This window comes from Mycolicibacterium sp. XJ2546, from assembly GCF_053483195.1.
On record NZ_JBEFRW010000002.1, the window covers coordinates 484,489 to 504,095 of the forward strand.

Below are 19,607 nucleotides of genomic sequence, written 5' to 3' on the forward strand. Positions count from 1 at the left end.
TTGGCGGTTCGGTGGACGGAAATCGACCGAAACGTCGATTTCGCGGTTTCGAGACCGCGCTGACGCGCAAAACGCCCGCGTGGTACCCGGGCTTTATCGCGATTTGGTGACACCATGGACAACATGAGGCAAAGGATTCTGGTTGTCGACGACGATCCGTCGCTGGCCGAGATGCTCACCATCGTGCTGCGCGGAGAGGGATTCGACACCGCGGTCATCGGTGACGGCACGCAGGCGCTCACCGCGGTCCGTGAACTGCGGCCCGACCTGGTGCTGCTCGACTTGATGCTGCCGGGCATGAACGGCATCGACGTGTGCCGGGTGCTGCGTGCCGACTCCGGTGTCCCGATCGTGATGCTGACGGCCAAGACGGACACCGTCGACGTGGTGCTCGGCCTGGAGTCGGGTGCCGACGACTACGTCATGAAACCGTTCAAACCCAAAGAACTTGTGGCGCGAGTTCGAGCTAGATTGCGCCGCAACGAGGATGAGCCCGCCGAGATGCTCTCGATCGGCGATGTGGACATCGATGTGCCTGCCCACAAGGTCACCCGGCTAGGCGAGCAGATCTCGCTGACGCCGCTGGAGTTCGACCTGTTGGTGGCGTTGGCGCGTAAACCGCGGCAGGTGTTTACTCGAGATGTGCTGCTCGAACAGGTGTGGGGTTACCGGCACCCCGCCGACACCCGTTTGGTGAACGTGCATGTCCAGCGCTTGCGGGCCAAGGTCGAGAAGGACCCGGAGAACCCGCAGGTGGTGTTGACCGTTCGAGGAGTGGGGTACAAGGCCGGGCCACCGTGAGCCGCGATGATCCATAACCCTCGGCGGTGGCCGTGATCTTTAGCTCCAGGCGGCGCATTCGGGGACGCTGGGGGCCGTCGGCACCGCTGGTTCGTGGGGTTGCGGCGCTGGGACGTGCGCTGGGGCTGGCGTGGCGCCGTTCGTTGCAGCTGCGCGTGGTGACCCTGACGCTCGGGTTGTCGCTGGCCGTCATCTTGGTGCTGGGTTTCGTGCTGACCAGCCAAATCACTGACCGCATCCTCGAAGTCAAAGTGCGTGCGGGCACCGAGGAGATCGACCGTGCCCGCAGCACCGTGAGCGGAATCGTCGGCGGCGAGGAGACCCGCTCGCTGGACAGCAGCCTGCAGTTGGCCCGCAACACGCTGATCGACCGTACCGCGGACACCGGGCCGGGGCTCGCGGGCGCCTTCGACGCCGTGCTGGTGGTGCCCGGCGACGGGCCCCGCGCGGCGACGGCGGCCGGACCGGTGCAGCAGGTGCCCGATGCGCTGCGGGAGTTCGTCAAGGCCGGGCAGGTCAGCTACCAGTACGCCACGGTGCGCACCGACACGTTCTCCGGGCCCGCGCTGATCATCGGCACCCCGACGTCGTCGCCGGTGGCCAACCTCGAGCTGTACCTGATTTTTCCGCTGAACAACGAGGAGTCCACCATCACGCTGGTGCGCGGCACGATGGCCACCGGCGGGGTCGTGCTGCTCGGTCTGCTGGCCGTGATCGCGCTGGTGGTGGCCCGTCAGATTGTGCTTCCGGTGCGGTCGGCGTCGCGGATCGCCGAGCGGTTCGCCGAGGGCCATCTCACCGAGCGGATGCCGGTGCGCGGCGAGGACGACATGGCCCGGCTGGCGGTGTCGTTCAACGACATGGCCGAAAGCCTGTCGCGCCAGATCACCCAACTGGAGGAGTTCGGCAACCTGCAGCGGCGGTTCACCTCCGACGTCAGCCACGAGTTGCGCACCCCGTTGACGACGGTGCGCATGGCTGCCGATCTGATCCACGACCACAGCGACGACCTCGATCCGGCGCTGCGGCGCTCGATCGAGTTGATGGTCAGCGAGTTGGACCGGTTCGAAACCCTGCTCAACGACCTGCTGGAGATCTCGCGACACGACGCCGGCGTGGCCGAACTGTCAGTCGAGTCAGTGGATCTGCGCTCCACGGTGCAAAGCGCGTTGGACAACGTCGGCCACCTCGCCGCCGACGCCGGTATCGAGCTCATCGTCGACATGCCGACCGATGAGGTGATCGCCGAAGTCGACCCGCGGCGGGTGGAACGCATTCTGCGTAACCTGATCGCCAACGCGATCGACCACGCCGAGCAGAAACCGGTGCGGATCAGGATGGCCGCCGACGAGGACACCGTCGCGGTCACCGTTCGCGACTTCGGTGTCGGCCTGCGCCCGGGCGAGGAGAAGCTGGTGTTCAGCCGCTTCTGGCGTTCGGATCCCTCCCGGGTGCGGCGCTCCGGCGGAACCGGCCTCGGGCTGGCGATCAGCATCGAAGACGCCCGGCTGCACCAGGGCCGGCTGGAGGCGTGGGGCGAACCCGGCAACGGTGCCTGCTTCCGGCTCACGCTGCCGCTGGTGCGGGGCCACAAGGTGACCACGAGCCCGCTGCCGATGAAACCCATTGAGCCCGAAAGCCCGCCGCCCAACACCCGGGATCAACAACCTGCACAGGAGAAGGTGTGAGACGCGCGCTGGCGGCCGTGTGGCTGCTGGCCTTGGTGTTGACGGGCTGCGCGGGTGTGCCGAGTTCGTCGGCGCCGCAGGCCATCGGCACCGTCGACCGGCCCGCACCGCCGAGCCTGCCCAAACCCACCCCCGGTATGGACCCGGACATACTGCTGCGCGAGTTCCTCAAGGCCACCGCCGATCCCGCCAACCGGCATTTGGCGGCGCGCCAGTTCCTCACCGAATCCGCTTCGCGCGGTTGGGATGACGCCGGCAGTGCGTTGCTGATCGACAACGTAGTGTTCGTCGAGACCCGCGGCCCCGAACGGGTTTCGGTGACCATGCGCGCCGACATCCTCGGGTCGCTCTCGGACATGGGGGTTTTCGAGACAGGTGAGGGTGCGCTGCCCGACCCCGGCCCCATCGAGCTGGTCAAGACCCCGGACGGCTGGCGTATCGACAAGCTGCCGAACGGTGTTTTCCTTGACTGGCAACAGTTTCAGGCCACCTACAAGCGCTACACGCTGTACTTCGCCGACCCGACCGGAACCACGGTGGTGCCCGATCCGCGCTACGTCGCGGTGTCCGATCCCGATCAGCTGGCCACCGAACTGGTCAGCAAGCTGATCGCCGGACCGCGTCCGGAGATGTCGAACACTGTGCGCAACCTGCTCGGTCCGCCGTTGAAGCTGCGCGGCCCGGTGACCCGCGCCGACGGCGGCAAGACCGGCGTCGGCCGCGGCTACGGCGGTGCGCGGATCGATCTGGAGAACCTGTCGACCACCGACCCGCACAGTCGCCAACTGCTTGCCGCGCAAATCATTTGGACGCTATCCCGGGCCGGCATCAACGGCCCGTACGTGATCAACGCCGACGGCGCCGCGCTGGACGACCGGTTCGCCGACGGCTGGGAAACCACGGACGTCGCGGCGACCGATCCGGGGGCCGCGTCCGGGGCGGCAGCGGGCCTGCATGCGTTGGTCGGCGGATCGTTGGTGGCTCTCGCCGGTCAACGCGCCCCGCGGGTGCCCGGTTCCTTCGGGCAGATGCCGAACCAGACCGGGGCAGCGGTGTCGCGCAGCGGGCAGGACGTCGCGTCGGTCGTCACGCTGCGGCCCGGCGCGCCGGACATGGCGTCGTCGCTGTGGGTCGGCCCGCTCGGCGGTAACGCGTCGCCGCTGCTGGACGCCCGAAGCCTGACGCGACCCAGCTGGTCGCTGGACAACGCGATATGGGTGGTGGTCGACGACAACACGATCCTTCGCGTCATCCAGGACCCCTCGGGGCAGCCGGCCCGCATCCCCGTGGACTCCACCCAGGTGTCGACGAGGTTCCCCGGCGCGATCACCGAGCTGCAGCTGTCGCGTGACGGCACCCGCGCCGCCATGGTCGTCGAAGGCCGAGTGATCCTGGTCGGCGTCGAGCAGACCGCCGACGGCGGCTACGCGCTGACCCATCCACGCCGGCTGGGCTTCGGGCTCGGGGACACCGTGGTGTCGTTGTCGTGGCGCACCGGCGACGACATCGTCGTCACCCGCACCGATCCGCAGCATCCGGTCTCCTACGTGAACCTCGACGGCGTGAACTCCGACGGGCCGAGCAACAACCTGGTCCTGCCGGTCACCACCGTCGCGGCCAGCCCGTCGTCGGTGTATGTGGCCGATGGAGGCGGTGTGCACCAGCTGGTCGGGACGGCGGGGGAGAACAACCTGGCATGGGCCGACGTCGCGCCGCTGATGGTGCCCGGCGCCGAGCCGGTGCTGCCGGGCTGACACCTGCCCTTTTTCGCCGAACGTGGGTTACCGTCACGCATTCGGCGGCCTAGGCGTGTGTCGAGCCAACACTGGGCGCAGATGTCACCGTCGGCGGGGACACTGGGCACATGCTCGACCTGGTCCTGCCGCTGCAGTGCGGCGGCTGCGGTGCGCCCTCGACGCGGTGGTGTGACACGTGCGCCAACGCGCTGCAGGTCAAAGCCGACCAACCGCACCTGATCACGCCGCGGCTCGATCCGGGCGTGCCGGTGCTTTCGCTGGGCCGCTACGCGGGCGCACGCCGGGAGGCCATCGTCGCGGTCAAGGAACACGGCCGAGCCGATCTCATCGCCCCGCTCGCCGCCGCGCTGCGGACCGGGCTCGTGCGGCTGCTCACCTGGGGCGTCGTCGACACCCCGGTGACCGTGGTGCCGGCGCCGACCCGGCGGTGGGCGGCCCGCCGCCGCGGTGGTGACCCGGTCGCCCGGATGGCGCGGGCCGCGACGGCGCAATTGTCGGGGATCACCGTCACCGAGGCGCTGCGGACCCGAGCGTTCGTCGTGGACTCCGTCGGCCTGTCCGGCGCCGACCGTGAACGCAACATCGCCGGGCGCGTGAAGGCCGTGCGCGCCGTCGCAGGCGAGGTGCTGCTCGTCGACGACATCGTCACCACCGGCGCCACCGCCGCCGAGTCCGTGCGCGTCCTGCATGCCGATACCGCCCGCGTCGTGGCCGTCCTCGCCGTCGCCAACGCCTGAACGCGGCGGCAGTGACGCCGATGGCAATTTCCCGCAGATCAAAGGAATGTGACGAACCGTCAACACGTGGACCAAATCGGTGGCACTCCCGGGTGAACACGGCTACCGTCGGCATCAACCACCCGTGAATGCTCACGGCGGCGCCCAGCATGAGGCGCCAGCATCGCCCCAAGCGGTAGGAGGTGAGTAGACGACACCTTGCACCGGCGAGCGGCGAGACATGCAAGCCACGTCGGCGCGAATCCAGACAACCCGGGCACGCAGCCGCGTGCGGACGTGAAGAGAAACGAGTTGCCTAGCATGTCAACCCAATCCGTCGATTCAGCACAACCGATGGTCGTCGAGCCCGAGCAGACCGAAGCCGAAACCCGCGCCGAGGTCGTCCTCAAGGGCCGCAACGTCGAGATCCCCGACCACTTCCGCGTCTACGTATCAGAGAAGCTGCGCCGCCTGGAGCGGCTCGACCGCACCATCTACCTGTTCGACGTCGAGCTCGACCACGAACGAAACCGGCGCCAGCGCAAGAACTGTCAACACGTCGAGATCACCGCGCGCGGTCGCGGCCCGGTGGTGCGCGCCGAAGCCTGCGCGGACAGCTTCTACGCCGCGATGGAGTCCGCGGTGGACAAGCTCGAGGAACGACTGCGCCGCGCCAACGACCGGCGCAAGATCCACTACGGCGACAAGCGGCCGCTCTCGGTCGCCGAAGCCACCGCGGCGCAACCGCTGCCGCCGCTGCCGAGGACTTCCGAACCCGAACCGGCGCCGCTCGACGGTTACGAGCCCGGCCGAATCGTGCGGATCAAGGAGCATCCGGCCACGCCGATGACCGTCGATGACGCGCTGTCCCAGATGGAGCTCGTGGGCCACGACTTCTTCCTGTTTCACGACAAGGAAAGCGATAGGCCATGCGTCGTATATCGTCGCCACGCCTACGACTACGGGTTGATCCGACTGGCCTGAGCCTGCTGTTTTGCCTGGCCCGGCGCAGTTCGGTCGACCGCGTCCACATCTCCCCTAACATGGGTAGGGCTCAAAACTCCGACCAACAGGGGATACCGCGTGCTGGATAAGTTGCTGCGTCTCGGCGAAGGCCGCATGGTCAAGCGCCTCAAGAAGGTGGCTGACTATGTCAACACCCTGTCCGACGACGTCGCGAAGCTTTCCGACGCCGAACTGCGGGCCAAGACCGACGAGTTCAAGAAGCGCGTCGCCGACGGCGCTGACCTCGACGATCTGCTGCCCGAGGCGTTCGCCGTCGCGCGGGAGGCCTCGTGGCGGGTGCTGGGGCAGCGGCACTTCGACGTCCAGGTGATGGGCGGTGCGGCACTGCACTTCGGCAACGTCGCCGAGATGAAGACCGGTGAAGGTAAGACGCTGACCGCGGTGCTGCCCGCCTACCTCAACGCGGTGGGTGGCAAGGGTGTGCACATCGTCACCGTCAACGACTATCTCGCCAAACGTGACGCGGAGTGGATGGGCCGGGTGCACCGGTTCCTCGGTCTGGACGTCGGCGTCATCCTGTCCGGCCTGACGCCCGATGAGCGGCGGGTGTCCTACGCCGCCGACATCACCTACGGCACGAACAACGAGTTCGGGTTCGACTACCTGCGCGACAACATGGCGCACTCGCTGGCCGACCTGGTGCAGCGCGGCCACAACTACGCCATCGTCGACGAGGTCGACTCGATCCTCATCGACGAGGCCCGCACCCCGCTGATCATCTCGGGCCCGGCCGACGGCGCGTCGAACTGGTACACCGAGTTCGCCCGGTTGGCCCCGCTGATGGAAAAGGACGTGCACTACGAGGTCGACATCCGCAAGCGCACCGTCGGCGTGCACGAAATCGGCGTCGAGTTCGTCGAGGATCAGCTCGGCATCGACAACCTCTACGAGGCCGCCAACTCGCCCCTGGTGAGTTACCTCAACAACGCGATCAAGGCCAAGGAGCTGTTCCAGCGCGACAAGGACTACATCGTGCGCGACGGCGAAGTGGTGATCGTCGACGAGTTCACCGGTCGCGTGCTCACCGGCCGCCGCTACAACGAGGGCATGCATCAGGCCATCGAGGCCAAGGAGCATGTCGAGATCAAGGCCGAGAACCAGACACTGGCCACTATCACGCTGCAGAACTACTTCCGGCTCTACGACAAGCTGGCCGGCATGACCGGTACCGCCCAGACCGAGGCGGCCGAGCTGCACGAGATCTACAAGCTCGGCGTGGTGCCCATCCCGACCAACAAGCCGATGGTGCGCGAAGACCAGTCCGATCTGATCTACAAGACCGAAGAGGCCAAGTACATCGCGGTCGTCGACGACGTCGCCGAGCGCTACGAAAAAGGTCAACCGGTCCTGATCGGCACCACCAGCGTGGAGCGCTCCGAGTACCTGTCGCGGCAGTTCCAGAAGCGCCGCATCCCGCACAATGTGCTCAACGCCAAGTACCACGAACAGGAAGCGTCGATCATCGCCGAGGCCGGCCGGCGCGGCGCGATCACCGTCGCGACCAACATGGCCGGCCGCGGCACCGACATCGTGCTTGGCGGTAACCCGGACTTTCTGACCGACAAGCGGCTTCGCGAACGCGGTCTGGATCCGGTGGAGACGCCCGATGAGTACGAGAAGGCCTGGCACGAGATGTTGCCGCAGATGAAGGCCGAAGCCGCGCAGGAGGCGGAGGACGTCATCGCGGCCGGCGGGCTGTACGTGCTGGGCACCGAACGGCACGAGTCGCGGCGCATCGACAACCAGCTGCGCGGCCGCTCCGGCCGCCAGGGCGATCCGGGCGAATCGCGGTTCTACCTCTCGCTCGGCGACGAGCTGATGCGGCGGTTCAACGGCGCGACGCTGGAAAGCCTGCTCACCCGGCTGAACCTGCCCGACGATGTGCCGATCGAGGCCAAGATGGTCACGCGCGCGATCAAGAGCGCGCAGACCCAGGTCGAGCAGCAGAACTTCGAGGTCCGCAAGAACGTCCTCAAGTACGACGAGGTGATGAACCAGCAGCGCGTCGTCATCTACGACGAGCGTCGCCGCATCCTGGAAGGCGAGAACCTCGCCGAGCAGGCGCACAAGATGCTCGTCGATGTGGTCACCGCCTACGTCGACGGCGCGACCGCCGAAGGCTATTCGGAGGACTGGGATCTCGAGCAACTGTGGACCGCGTTGCGTCAGCTCTACCCGGTGGGCATCGACCACCACGACCTCCTGGACTCCGAGGCCATCGGGGAGCCCGGCGAGCTGACCCGCGAGGAACTGCTGGACGCGTTGGTCGCCGACGCCGAACGCGCCTACGCCGAACGCGAAAAGCAGATCGAGGAGATCGCCGGTGAGGGCGCGATGCGCCAACTCGAGCGCAACGTGTTGCTCAACGTCCTCGACCGCAAATGGCGCGAGCACCTCTACGAGATGGACTACCTCAAGGAAGGCATCGGGCTGCGGGCAATGGCCCAGCGCGACCCGCTGGTCGAATACCAGCGCGAGGGCTACGACATGTTCGTCGGGATGCTCGAGGGCCTGAAGGAAGAGTCGGTCGGCTTCCTGTTCAACGTTCAGGTCGAAGCGGCCCCGGCCCCTGCGGTCGCGCCCGTCGCCGCACCGACCGGGCTGGCCGAGTTCGCCGCGGCCGCCGCCGCGAAGGCCACCGAGGAAGGTGCGGTCGCCACCAAGGAACGCCCCGCGCCGGCGGGAGCTGGAGCGCCGGCTCAGCCGGCGGGAGCTGGAGCGCCGGCTCAGCCGGCGGGAGCTGGAGCGCCGGCTCAGCCGGCGGCGTTGCGCGCCAAGGGAATCGACAACGACTCACCACCGCTGACCTACACCGGACCGTCGGAGGACGGTTCCGCGCAGGTGCAGCGTTCGGGCGGAGGGGGCGGCGGCGCACGGCATGCGGCCGGCGGCGGAACCCGTCGCGAGCGCCGTGAGGCCGCGCGTAAGCAGGCCCGCGCGAGCAAGGCCGCGCGCAGGCGTTAGGGCTCCACGAGGGCGGCGATGCGCTCCAGCGTGGCGCGCATCCCGTCCTCGGCCTGCCTGGGCATCGAACCCAGCTTGAGCATCGGCCGTTGCCGGTCTTCGGAGACGTCCCAGCTCTCGCGCACCAGGGTGCCACCGTCGACTGGCTCGAGTTCATAGCGCCAGATCCGCCCGCCGATCAGCCCGCCCGGCCCGATGGTGGTCTTCCACGCGATGCGGCGGTCGGGTTCGAACTCGACGACGGTGTTGGTGGTGCGGTACGGAAGGAACAGCGACTCGGGGCGGCTGCGCATCGACATGCCGAACTTCGAGCCAAGCGACAACGGCTGGGACTTCTGAGCCGAGTGGTCGACGGTGCCGGAGCCGTCGAAGCTGGAATGCCTGCCGGCGTCGGCGACCAACGCGAAGATCGACTCGGCCGGCGCCCGGATGACGCGCTGCACACTGACGACGTTTCCCTGCACCCGCGGTCCCTCCTGCTCGGCGTCGCAAAAACCCTATCGGGCTCACCCGATCTGAATGGCGACTATGCGCCACCGGTCCGCTGTCAACGCGATCCGCGCAGCCAGGGCACGCACCCGCCGTCCGCGGGTGTAGGTACCGAACACCTCGGCGGCCGGGGCCCCGGATCCAGCCGAACAAGCATCGTCGACCATGCGCAGCCGGACCCGCTGCAGTGTGGCTGCGGTGCGGCGTTCGTCGTGGCGGGTGGCGCTGGGCGACGACCTCACCATGGCGATCACGATGTCGATCAGTTCCGGCGCCAGGATCGGGCGAAGTTGTGCGACGGGTCGGCGGCGGTCGATGATCTCGAGCACTCGGCGCAACGCCGCGTCGGCGAAGACGACCGCGGCGCGCGGCGGGACGGTTTCACACAATTTTTCGGCACCAGACGTTGCGCGTAGCCGTCGTGTTGGGTGGCGGCGCAGCGTTTGATGGCCGGGTGAAACACAGGCGGGTTGGCCGGCCGGTGGTGGCTCGTAGTCAATGACGGGCGACACCAACGCGGGTGGGGCGCCGACGGACGGTGTGGAAGCGGTTGTCACCCTCAGACTCTCCAGCGGTCGACGAACAGGACACATCGGCGGGAGAGTCGCAGACCCCTCCATGCTCGCACGGTTCACAGCGGGCTCTACGCACCAGTGATGCGATAAGGCCGGACGTCCGGATAACGTTGCGGGCATCCGATACTCGCCGCGGCAAGCCACATTGGCCGTCTCGCGGCTGACCGCACAGACATCAGAGGAGGGGCGGCGCCGCGATGGTGACACGGTTGTCGGCGTCGGACGCGGCCTTCTTCCAATTTGAGAACAGTTCGACGCCCATGTATGTCGGGTCGCTGGCGATTCTGCGCAGGCCACGCAGCGGGCTGAGCTATGAAACGCTGCTCGCGACGGTCGAACGACGGCTGCCCCAGATCCCGCGGTACCGCCAGAAGGTCCGCGAGGTGACGCTGGGGTTGGCCCGGCCGGTATGGGTCGACGACCGCGACTTCGACATCACCTACCACATCCGTCGCTCGGCGTTGCCGTCGCCGGGCAACGACGAGCAACTCCACGAGCTCATCGCCCGGCTGGGCTCGCGGCCGTTGGACAAATCCCGGCCACTGTGGGAGATGTACCTCATCGAGGGGCTGGGCAAGAACCGCATCGCGATTTACACCAAATCTCATCAGGCGCTGGTGAATGGGATGACGGCGCTGGAGATCGGCCACGTCATCGCCGACCGCACGCAGAAACCGCCCGAGTTCGGCGAGGACATTTGGATCCCGGCCCGTGAACCCAGCGACCGCCAACTCCTGCTGGGCGCGGTGGGCGAGTGGATCACCCGCCCCGCCGAGCAACTCCGCACGGTGCGCTCGACGGTGGCCGATGTCGCCACCAACGCCGGCCAGTGGGTGGCGGTGGGCCGCCGATTCGTCGACGTGGCGCGCACCGTCGCGCGCGGTAACGCGCCGAGTAGCCCGCTGAACACCACGGTTTCACGCAACCGGCGCATCACCGTGGCTCGCGGCAAGCTGGAGGACTACCGGTTGGTGCGGGCCCGCTACGACTGCGACGTCAACGACGTGGTGCTCGCGGTCGTCGCCGGTGCGCTGCGCAACTGGTTGATGTCGCGCGGTGAGCCGGTGACCACGTCCACCACGGTACGGGCGATGGCGCCGATGTCGGTGTATCCCGACGCCGACCTCGACACCAGCGGCCCGGGCCAGGCGATCAGCGAGGTATCGCCGTTTCTGGTGGATCTTCCGGTGGGGGAGGGCAATGCGGTGATCCGGCTGTCGCAGATCGCGCACGCCACCGAGTCGCATCCGACCGCGGCCAGCCTGGTCGACGCCAGAACCATCGTCACGCTGTCCGGGTTCGCGCCACCGACGTTGCACGCCATGGGAACTCGGGTGGCGACCAGCTTTTCGGCGCGGCAGTTCAATCTGCTCATCACCAACGTGCCCGGCGCGCAGAGCCAGATGTACATCGCGGGCGCCAAACTCCTCGAGACCTACGCGGTGCCGCCGTTGCTGCACAACCAGGTGCTGGCCATCGGGGTGACGTCCTACAACGGCATGGTCTATTACGGCATCAACGCCGATCGTGACGCGATGAGCGACGTCGGCGTGTTGCCGTCGCTGCTTTCGGAGGCCCTCGACGAGCTGCGGGAAGCCGCGCAGTAAACACCGTCGGTCACCAGGGCATTTGATTTCGTGGCCGCTACGCGGTCGAATGGTCCGGCGATGACTACAAGCTCAGAGCGAAGCAAACCCGCCGACCCCGCCGGCGGACCGCTGAGGTCACCGACCGACGAGGTGCTGCCACACCCGGCGCTCGACGTGCCCGTTGAGTCAGCGGCTTTTCGTCGCTCGCGAGGGGTGGACTGGGTGGTCTTCGGCGTCACCGCCGTCATCGCGGTCAGCTTTTTGCTGTGGGGTTTTCTGGACACCGAATCGCTGGCCACCGCCTCCGATAGCGCCCTGAGTTGGGTGATGAACACCACCGGCTGGCTGTTCGTGCTCACGGCCTCCGGCTTCGTGCTGTTCGTGCTGTGGCTGGCGGTCAGCCGATACGGCAACATCCCGCTGGGCCGCGACGACGAGGGTCCGGAATTCCGCACCGTGTCGTGGATCGCGATGATGTTCTCCGCCGGTATGGGCATCGGCCTGATGTTCTTCGGCGTCAGCGAGCCGCTGTCGCACTTCGTGACGCCACCGCCGGGCACCGGCCCGGAAGGCAACCCCGAGGCCGTGCAGAACGCGATGGCCACCACGTTGTTCCACTGGACACTGCACCCGTGGGCGATCTATGCCGTTGTCGGTCTGGCGATCGCCTACGGCGTCTACCGCAAGGGGCGGTTGCAGCTGATCAGCTCGGCCTTCGAACCGCTGCTCGGATCACGCGCCAACGGCAGTTGGGGCAAGGTGATCGACATGCTGGCGATCTTTGCCACGCTGTTCGGATCGGCTGCCTCCCTGGGGTTGGGCGCCCTGCAGATCCGCAGCGGGCTGCAGATCGTCTCCGGGATCGGCCAGATCGGCAACGCGCTGCTGATCCTCATCATCGCGGTACTGACGTGCGGGTTCGTGTTGTCAGCGGTGTCGGGGGTGGCCAAGGGCATCCAGTGGCTGTCCAACATCAACATGGTGCTGGCGCTGATCCTCGCGCTGTTCCTGTTCGTCGTCGGGCCGACGATCTTCATGTTGAACCTGGTGCCCACCTCGGTCGGTAGCTACCTGCAGGACCTGGCGATGATGTCAGCGCGCACCGGAGCCGAGGGCGCCGCCGTCAACACCTGGCTGCAGTCGTGGACGGTCTTCTACTGGGCGTGGTGGATCTCGTGGACGCCGTTCGTCGGCATGTTCATCGCCCGCATCTCGCGCGGCCGCACCATCCGACAGTTCGTCGCCGGTGTGCTGTTCGTGCCGAGCGTGGTGTCGCTGGTGTGGTTCTGCGTGCTGGGCGGCGCCGCGATCAGACAGCAGCAGTCGGGTGTCGACCTGGCCGGTGAGGGCAGCCTCGAGGAGCAGTTGTTCGGCACCCTCGAGCAGTTCCCGTGGGCGACGGTCACCAGCATCCTGGTGATGGTGTTGGTGGCGATCTTCTTCGTGTCCGGGGCCGACGCCGCATCGGTCGTGATGGGCTCACTGTCTGAACGCGGCACGATCAAACCGACCCGGCCCACCGTCATCTTCTGGGGTGTCGCGACCGGTGCGGTCGCCGCCGTGATGCTGCTGGTGGGCGGCGCCGACGCCCTCAACGGTCTGCAGTCGATCACGATCATCGCGGCGGTGCCGTTTGTCGTGGTGATGATCGGGTTGGCGGTCGCGCTGGTCAAGGATCTGCGCAGGGATCCGATGATGCTGCGCCGTCGCTACGCCATGGAAGCGGTCAACGACGCCGTGATCTCCGGCGTCACCCAGCACGGTGACGATTTCGTCATCTCGGTGGAAAAAGACCCGTCGGCCGACAGCGGATAACCTCACCAGGTGCGCGTCTACGTCCCGGCGACCCTCGCCATGTTGCAGCAGCTCGTCGCCGACGAGATGCTGCACGCGCGCAGCGGCACGGCGTTCGCGGTGACGCCCACGCTGCGGGAGGCCTACTCGCACGGCGACGACGACGAGCTGGCCGATGTGGCGTTGCGCGAGGCGGCGCTGGCGTCGCTGAGATTGCTCGGCGATCACACCGGTGAGCTGCCGCCGCGGCGGGCCGTGCTGGTCGCCGAGGTCGACGACGTGACGGCCCGCCCCGACCTCGACGACGCGGTGGTGCGGTTGGCCGGCCCGGTCGGGCTGGCTGACGTCATCGCCGCCTACGTCGACAACGCTGACGCCGAGGATGCGGTGCGCGCGGCGATCGACGCCGTCGACGCCGCGGACCTCGGTGACGAAGACGCCGACTTCATCGTCGGCGACGCCCAGGACCACGATCTGGCCTGGTACGCGCCCCAGGAACTGCCGTTCCTGCTCGAACTGCTCTAGCGTCTTTGGTCGTCGAGACTGCGCTTCTGCAGGCGATTCGGCGATATTTTGTGCATAAGCTCGGATTCGCGGGGACCAAGGCTGGATACGGGACCGTAGGTTACGGTAGCGTAGGTTCGTGGCCAAGAATTCCGTCAAAGTCTCGGCCAACGTCCGCGACACCGACCGGCCGACGATCGCCGGCGCCGCGCGGCACCCGGCCCTGCATGCCCTGCGCACCGTCGTTGCGCGGGTCACGACCCCGTTGCTGCCCGACGACTACCTCAAGCTCGCCAACCCGTTGTGGTCGGCGCGCGAGCTTCGAGGCCGGGTCGTGGACGTGCGTCGGGAGACCGTCGACTCGGCGACCCTGGTCATCAAGCCGGGGTGGGGCTTTTCCTTCGACTACGAGCCGGGCCAATACATCGGCATTGGGGTCTTGGTCGAGGGCCGTTGGCGGTGGCGGTCGTATTCGTTGACGTCGAGTCCGGTCGCCGCGAAGAAAACCATCACGATCACGGTCAAAGCCATGCCCGAGGGGTTCCTGTCGACCCACCTGGTCAGCGGGGTAGCGCCTGGAACGATCGTGCGGCTGGCCGCGCCGCAGGGCAATTTCGTCATGCCCGATCCCGCCCCACCCAAGGTGCTGTTTCTCACCGCCGGCTCCGGCATCACGCCGGTGATGTCGATGTTGCGTACCCTGGTGCGGCGCGACCAGATCACCGATGTTATCCATTTACATTCCGCGCCAACGGAATCCGATATTTTGTTCGCAACCGAACTCGGTGAGTTGGCGTCCGCGCATGCCGGCTACTCGCTGCGTACGCGGGTCACACGGGAGCAGGGGCGTCTTGACCTGTCCCGGTTGGCTGACGAGGTGCCCGACTGGCGAGAGCGCCAGACCTGGGCCTGCGGGCCCGAGGGGATGCTGGACTCCGCTGAACGCGTGTGGAGCACTTCCGGCCTGGCCGAGCGCTTACATCTGGAGCGGTTCGCGGTATCGAGGGCTGCGGTGCACGGGCAGGGCGGCACGGTGGAATTCGCGCGCAGCGGTAAGTCGGTCACCGTCGACGCCGCGACACCGTTGATGGACGCCGGTGAGCAGGTAGGTATCCGCATGCCCTTCGGTTGCCGCATGGGCATCTGCCAGTCCTGTGTGGTGGGTCTGCTCGACGGGCACGTCCGGGATCTGCGCTCGGGTGTCGAGCACGAACCGGGCAGCCGGATCCAAACTTGCATTTCCGCGGCATCCGGTGACTGTGTGCTCGATGTCTGAGGTTTACTGGCTGGTAACCTACGGGTACGTAGGTTACGGTAACGTAGGCCCGCGAGAGGAGGCTGACCATGGCGATCACTGACGTACCGGAGTTCGCGCACCTGACCGACGCCGACATCGAGAGCCTGGCCGTCGAGCTGGACGCGATCCGCCAAGACATTGAAGACTCGCGTGGTGAGCGCGATGCGCGCTATATCCGGCGCACCATCGCCGGTCAGCGCGCACTCGAGATCGCGGCTCGGCTTGTCCTGGCCGCCAGCTCGCGCCGCTCGGCATGGTGGGCGGGCACCGTCACGCTCGGCGTGGCCAAGATCATCGAGAACATGGAGATCGGCCACAACGTCATGCACGGCCAATGGGATTGGATGAACGATCCCGAGATCCACTCCTCGACGTGGGAGTGGGATATGAGCGGGTCGTCCAAGCACTGGCGCTTCACCCACAACTTCATGCACCACAAGTACACGAACATCCTCGGGATGGACGACGACGTGGGCTACGGCCTGCTGCGCGTCACCCGCGATGCCAAGTGGAAGCCGTTCAACCTCGGAAACGTGCTGTACAACACGATTCTCGCGCTCGGCTTCGAGTGGGGCGTCGGACTTCAACACGTCGAGCTCGGCAAGATCTTCAAGGGTCGGGATAACCGCGACGAGAGCAAGATTCGGGCACAGGAGTTCGCTCGCAAAGCCGGCTCGCAGTTGGTCAAGGACTACGTCGCCTATCCGGCGCTGACGTCACTTTCACCGGGGGCGACGTTCAGGTCGACGCTGACGGCCAACGCGGTGGCCAATGTCATCCGTAACGTGTGGTCCAACGCGGTGATCTTCTGCGGCCACTTCCCCGACGGCGCAGAGAAGTTCACCAAGACCGACATGGTCGGCGAAAGCACGGGGCAGTGGTACCTGCGGCAGATGCTGGGCAGCGCCAACTTCGAAAACGGTCCGGTGTTGCGGTTCATGAGCGGCAACCTGTGCCATCAGATCGAACATCACCTGTACCCGGACCTGCCGAGCAACCGGCTCCACGAAATCTCGATCCGCGTGCGCCAGATCTGCGACAAGTACGATTTGCCCTACACCACAGGGTCTTTCCTTGTGCAGTACGGAAAGACGTGGCGGACCATCGCGAAGCTGTCGTTGCCGGACAAGTACTTGCGCGACACCCCTGATGACGCACCCGAAACCCGCAGCGAGCGGATGTTCGCCGAACTGGAACCGGGTCAGCGTCGCGGGCTGAAGTCCTCGATCGCGGCGGTCAGGGCACGGCGTCGGCAGAAGCGACTGGCCGCGAGCGCGTAACCTCTGACCGCGAGCGTGTTACCTCTGACCGCGACACGCCGCTCAAGATGCCAACAATTCGCACGCTCGCCGCGAGCGTGTAACGCCTTCGAGCGCGTCGCCGTTAAGCCGATGGTTGGTTCTGCGCCATCAGATACGCGTGTGGCGTGGATTCGAAGCCGTCATCGTCTGGCTCGCGAACCAGGCCCGCGTACGGTGTGAAGCCAGCCTGCTCCAGCAGTAGCGCAACGGTGTCGGGCTGTCGCCGGTAGAACGTCAACGACACGTGTTGGCCGAACATTTCATCGAAGACCCGGGGTTGTTCACCCACCTGGAAGGCCAGCAGCAGCCACCCGTGGGGTCGCAACACCCGGCGAAACTCGGCGAAGACGTGCGAAAGCTGCTCGTCGGGAATGTGGATCACCGAGTACCACGCACAGATGCCGTGGAACCGGCCGTCGTCGAACTCGAGATTGGTCATCGAACCGACGTGGAAAGGCACGCCGGGGATGCGATCGCGGGCTTCGGCAATCATGTTGGGCGACAAGTCGATACCGACGACATCCAATCCGAGGTCTGTCAGCAACTGGGTGGTAGCGCCGCTGCCACATCCGATATCGGCGACAATGCCGTCGCGTTCCACCAGCCCGGCGAAACCTGCCAGCATCGCGCGATCGAGCGGCTTGGCGCGCAGATGCTCGTGGAAACGCTCGGCGTACGTCCTGGCGGTCAGGTCGTATCCGTGGCGTGTGCGGTGCAGAAAATCCTGTTCGGCCACCCACGAACCCTATGGCGCTAAGTGTCGCCGAGCGTGCACAGAATCGGGAAACCGTACGGCGTGTCGGGTGCAAACCCGCACGCTCGCATAAAGATTTATTTTTCGCGCAGGGCCGCCAGCAGTCGTCGTGCGGCTGCGACGCGGCCCGCGGCGGGCCCCGACAGCGCGTCGAGGGCGCATTCCGGATCCGCCGGCGGGCCCATGTGCCCGCAACCGCGCGGACACTGCTCGACGGCCTCGGCCAGATCGGAGAACGCCAGCACCACGTCGTCGGGTTCGATATGGGCCAACCCGAACGAACGGATACCCGGCGTGTCGACGACCCAGCCGCCATGGCTCAACGGCAGCGCTACCGACTGCGTCGACGTGTGCCGGCCCCTGCCGATGTCGGTGACTTCGCCGGTCGCCCGTTCCGCTTCGGGGACAAGGCGATTGACCAATGTCGACTTGCCTACCCCGGAGTGCCCGAGCAACACCGTCACCTTGTCGGCCAGCAGTGGCGCGACGGTGTCGAGGGGATCGTCGCGTCCGGCGGTCACCACGGTCAGGTCGAGGTCGGCGAACTGCGCCGCGAACGGTTCGGGCGCGGCCAGATCCGTCTTGGTCAGGCACAGGATGGGCTCCACGCCGCCGGCGTAGGCGGCGATGAGCGCGCGTTCGACCAGGCCGGTGCGCGGCGGCGGGTCGGCCAGCGCGACCACGACCAATAGCTGATCGGCGTTGGCGACGACGACGCGTTCGGTGGGGTCGGTGTCATCTGCAGTGCGCCGCAGGACCGTTCGACGTTTGCCGCGGCGCACGATGCGCGCCAGGGTGTCCGGTCTGCCCGACAGGTCACCGACCACGTCGACGTCGTCGCCGACGACGATCGGGGTGCGGCCGAGTTCGCGGGCGCGCATCGCAGTGATGCGACTGGCGGGGTCACCGCCGAGCGCGCAGCCCCACCGCCCGCGGTCGACGGTCACCACCATGGCTTCCTGCGCATCGGCGTGGTCGGGCCGGATCTTGGTGCGCGGCCGCGTGCCTCGGCCGGGCCGCACCCGGACATCGGACTCGTCGTACTCGCGGTAGCTCAAGCGCCTGCCTCGGGGTTGAGTGCCTGGCCGGACATCATGTCGGCCCACAGCTGCGGAAACTCGGGCAGTGTCTTCGATGTCGTGTCGATGTCGTCGACCTCCACACCGGGCACCCGCAACCCGACGATGGCTCCCGCCGTTGCCATCCGGTGATCGGCATAGGCGCGCCACAGCCCACCGCGCAGTGGCCGCGCGGTGATCTGGAGCCCATCGGGTGTCTCTTCACACTGCCCGCCAAGGCCGTTGATCTCCGCCGACAACGCTGCGAGCCGGTCGGTTTCGTGGCCGCGCAGGTGCGCGACACCGCGCAGCCGCGACACCGACCCCTCCGACGCCAGCGCCGCGAGCGCCGCGATGGCCGGCGTCAGCTCGCCCACTTCGTTCAGGTCGATGTCGAAGCCGCCATACGCATGTGGTCCGCTTACCTCGAGATATGTATCACTGTGCTGCACAACGGAGCCCAGCCTCTTGAGGATCTTGATGATCGAGTCGGCCGGCTGGAGGCTGGTTCTGGGCCAGCCCATGATGCGCACCGTGCCACCGGTGACGACTGCGGCCGCCAGAAAGGGCACCGCGTTGGACAGGTCGGGTTCGATGGTCCAGTGCCGCGCGGCGATCGGGCCGGGGGCAACGCGCCACCGGTTGGGCTGGCGGTCATCAACGTCGACGCCTGCATCGCGCAGCATCGCCACGGTCATCGCCACATGGGGCGCCGACGGGACGGTCGCACCGGTGTGCAGGATCGTCACGCCGTTGGTGAACGCCGCCGCGGACAACAACAGCCCAGAAACGAATTGCGATGACGCCGACGCGTCGATCTGAACTGTGCCGCCGGCGACCGCCCCTTCGCCGCGGACCGAGAACGGCAACGCGTCCCCGTCGATGTGCACACCGAGGCTGCCCAACGCGTCGAGTAGCGGTGCGATCGGACGGCTGCGGGCCTGCTCGTCACCGTCGAAGGTGACCGACGAGGTGCCCAGCGCGGCCACCGGCGGCACGAACCGCAGTACGGTGCCCGCCAGCCCGCAGTCGACATGTGCGCCCGGCGGCGGGTCGATCGCGCCGCTGACCGTCAACTCGTCGGCGTCGCCCTCGACCGTGACGCCCACCGCCTGCAGCGCGGCGATCATCAGGTCGGTGTCGCGGCTGCGCAGCGCCCCGCTGACAGTCGAAGGACCCGACGGCGTCGCCAACGCCGCGAGGACCAACGCCCGGTTGGTCAGCGATTTCGAACCGGGCACCGTGACCGTGGCATGCACAGGACTGGACATCGACGGTGCCTGCCAGGTGTTCA

The 19,607-nt window shown here is 67.2% G+C and carries 16 protein-coding genes; 11 read left to right on the forward strand and 5 right to left on the reverse strand.

Going from position 1 to position 19,607, the window contains the following annotated elements:
* Nucleotides 1–114: 114 nt before the first annotated feature.
* The 6 genes from mtrA to secA all read left to right on the forward strand — a co-directional run bounded on the left by mtrA (nucleotide 115) and on the right by secA (nucleotide 8,952).
* Nucleotides 115–801 carry a two-component system response regulator MtrA gene (mtrA, locus tag ABQE44_RS05905; protein WP_448393113.1) on the forward strand — a complete coding sequence of 229 codons (687 nt, stop codon included), beginning with the start codon at nucleotides 115–117 and terminating at the stop codon, nucleotides 799–801.
* A 32-nt stretch (nucleotides 802–833) separates the two neighbouring features.
* Nucleotides 834–2,489, forward strand: a complete 1,656-nt coding sequence (gene mtrB / locus ABQE44_RS05910) for an MtrAB system histidine kinase MtrB (RefSeq protein ID WP_448428796.1) — start codon at nucleotides 834–836, stop codon at nucleotides 2,487–2,489.
* Nucleotides 2,486–4,243 (forward strand): MtrAB system accessory lipoprotein LpqB, encoded by a 1,758-nt coding sequence (gene lpqB / locus ABQE44_RS05915; protein WP_448428710.1) that lies wholly within the window; start codon nucleotides 2,486–2,488, stop codon nucleotides 4,241–4,243. The genes mtrB and lpqB overlap by 4 nt, the downstream gene beginning before the upstream one ends.
* Nucleotides 4,244–4,353: 110 nt before the next feature.
* Complete coding sequence (locus tag ABQE44_RS05920) at nucleotides 4,354–4,983, forward strand: ComF family protein (RefSeq protein WP_448393115.1); 630 nt, start codon at nucleotides 4,354–4,356, stop codon at nucleotides 4,981–4,983.
* A gap of 300 nt (nucleotides 4,984–5,283) precedes the next feature.
* Nucleotides 5,284–5,946, forward strand: coding sequence for a ribosome hibernation-promoting factor, HPF/YfiA family (gene hpf, locus ABQE44_RS05925; RefSeq protein WP_448393116.1), 663 nt, complete (start codon nucleotides 5,284–5,286; stop codon nucleotides 5,944–5,946).
* Between the two features lie 99 nt (nucleotides 5,947–6,045).
* Complete coding sequence (secA, locus tag ABQE44_RS05930; protein WP_448393117.1) at nucleotides 6,046–8,952, forward strand: preprotein translocase subunit SecA; 2,907 nt, start codon at nucleotides 6,046–6,048, stop codon at nucleotides 8,950–8,952.
* Here the strand turns inward: secA and ABQE44_RS05935 are convergent.
* Together ABQE44_RS05935 and ABQE44_RS05940 are read right to left on the reverse strand one after the other, a co-directional pair.
* Entirely contained in the window at nucleotides 8,949–9,416 is a 468-nt protein-coding gene (locus tag ABQE44_RS05935; RefSeq protein ID WP_448393118.1) for an SRPBCC family protein, read from the reverse strand. The genes secA and ABQE44_RS05935 overlap by 4 nt on opposite strands.
* 42 nt (nucleotides 9,417–9,458) lie before the next feature.
* A complete protein-coding gene (locus ABQE44_RS05940) occupies nucleotides 9,459–9,830 on the reverse strand; it encodes an Rv3235 family protein (protein ID WP_448428713.1) in 372 nt (123 codons plus the stop codon).
* A gap of 383 nt (nucleotides 9,831–10,213) precedes the next feature.
* On the opposite strand from ABQE44_RS05940, the gene ABQE44_RS05945 reads away from it, so the two are divergent.
* From ABQE44_RS05945 to ABQE44_RS05965, 5 genes are all read left to right on the forward strand, one after another.
* Nucleotides 10,214–11,623: a WS/DGAT/MGAT family O-acyltransferase gene (locus tag ABQE44_RS05945; RefSeq protein ID WP_448428715.1), complete on the forward strand. Its 1,410-nt coding sequence runs from the start codon at nucleotides 10,214–10,216 to the stop codon at nucleotides 11,621–11,623.
* A 60-nt stretch (nucleotides 11,624–11,683) separates the two neighbouring features.
* Nucleotides 11,684–13,420, forward strand: a complete 1,737-nt coding sequence (locus ABQE44_RS05950; protein ID WP_448393121.1) for a BCCT family transporter — start codon at nucleotides 11,684–11,686, stop codon at nucleotides 13,418–13,420.
* Between the two features lie 9 nt (nucleotides 13,421–13,429).
* Nucleotides 13,430–13,924 (forward strand): DUF6912 family protein, encoded by a 495-nt coding sequence (locus ABQE44_RS05955; RefSeq protein WP_448393122.1) that lies wholly within the window; start codon nucleotides 13,430–13,432, stop codon nucleotides 13,922–13,924.
* 118 nt (nucleotides 13,925–14,042) lie between these two features.
* The gene (locus tag ABQE44_RS05960) at nucleotides 14,043–15,179 is read left to right on the forward strand and encodes a ferredoxin reductase (protein WP_448428717.1); all 1,137 of its coding nucleotides are present in this window, start codon (nucleotides 14,043–14,045) and stop codon (nucleotides 15,177–15,179) included.
* A gap of 68 nt (nucleotides 15,180–15,247) precedes the next feature.
* Nucleotides 15,248–16,480 (forward strand): fatty acid desaturase family protein, encoded by a 1,233-nt coding sequence (locus tag ABQE44_RS05965; protein WP_448395019.1) that lies wholly within the window; start codon nucleotides 15,248–15,250, stop codon nucleotides 16,478–16,480.
* A gap of 103 nt (nucleotides 16,481–16,583) precedes the next feature.
* Here ABQE44_RS05965 and ABQE44_RS05970 read toward each other — a convergent pair whose 3' ends face one another.
* The 3 genes from ABQE44_RS05970 to aroA form a co-directional block, all read right to left on the reverse strand.
* Entirely contained in the window at nucleotides 16,584–17,237 is a 654-nt protein-coding gene (locus ABQE44_RS05970) for a class I SAM-dependent methyltransferase (RefSeq protein WP_448395020.1), read from the reverse strand.
* Between the two features lie 95 nt (nucleotides 17,238–17,332).
* Entirely contained in the window at nucleotides 17,333–18,313 is a 981-nt protein-coding gene (gene rsgA, locus ABQE44_RS05975; RefSeq protein WP_448395021.1) for a ribosome small subunit-dependent GTPase A, read from the reverse strand.
* Complete coding sequence (gene aroA, locus ABQE44_RS05980) at nucleotides 18,310–19,584, reverse strand: 3-phosphoshikimate 1-carboxyvinyltransferase (RefSeq protein ID WP_448395089.1); 1,275 nt, start codon at nucleotides 19,582–19,584, stop codon at nucleotides 18,310–18,312. The genes rsgA and aroA overlap by 4 nt, the downstream gene beginning before the upstream one ends.
* Nucleotides 19,585–19,607: the final 23 nt, after the last annotated feature.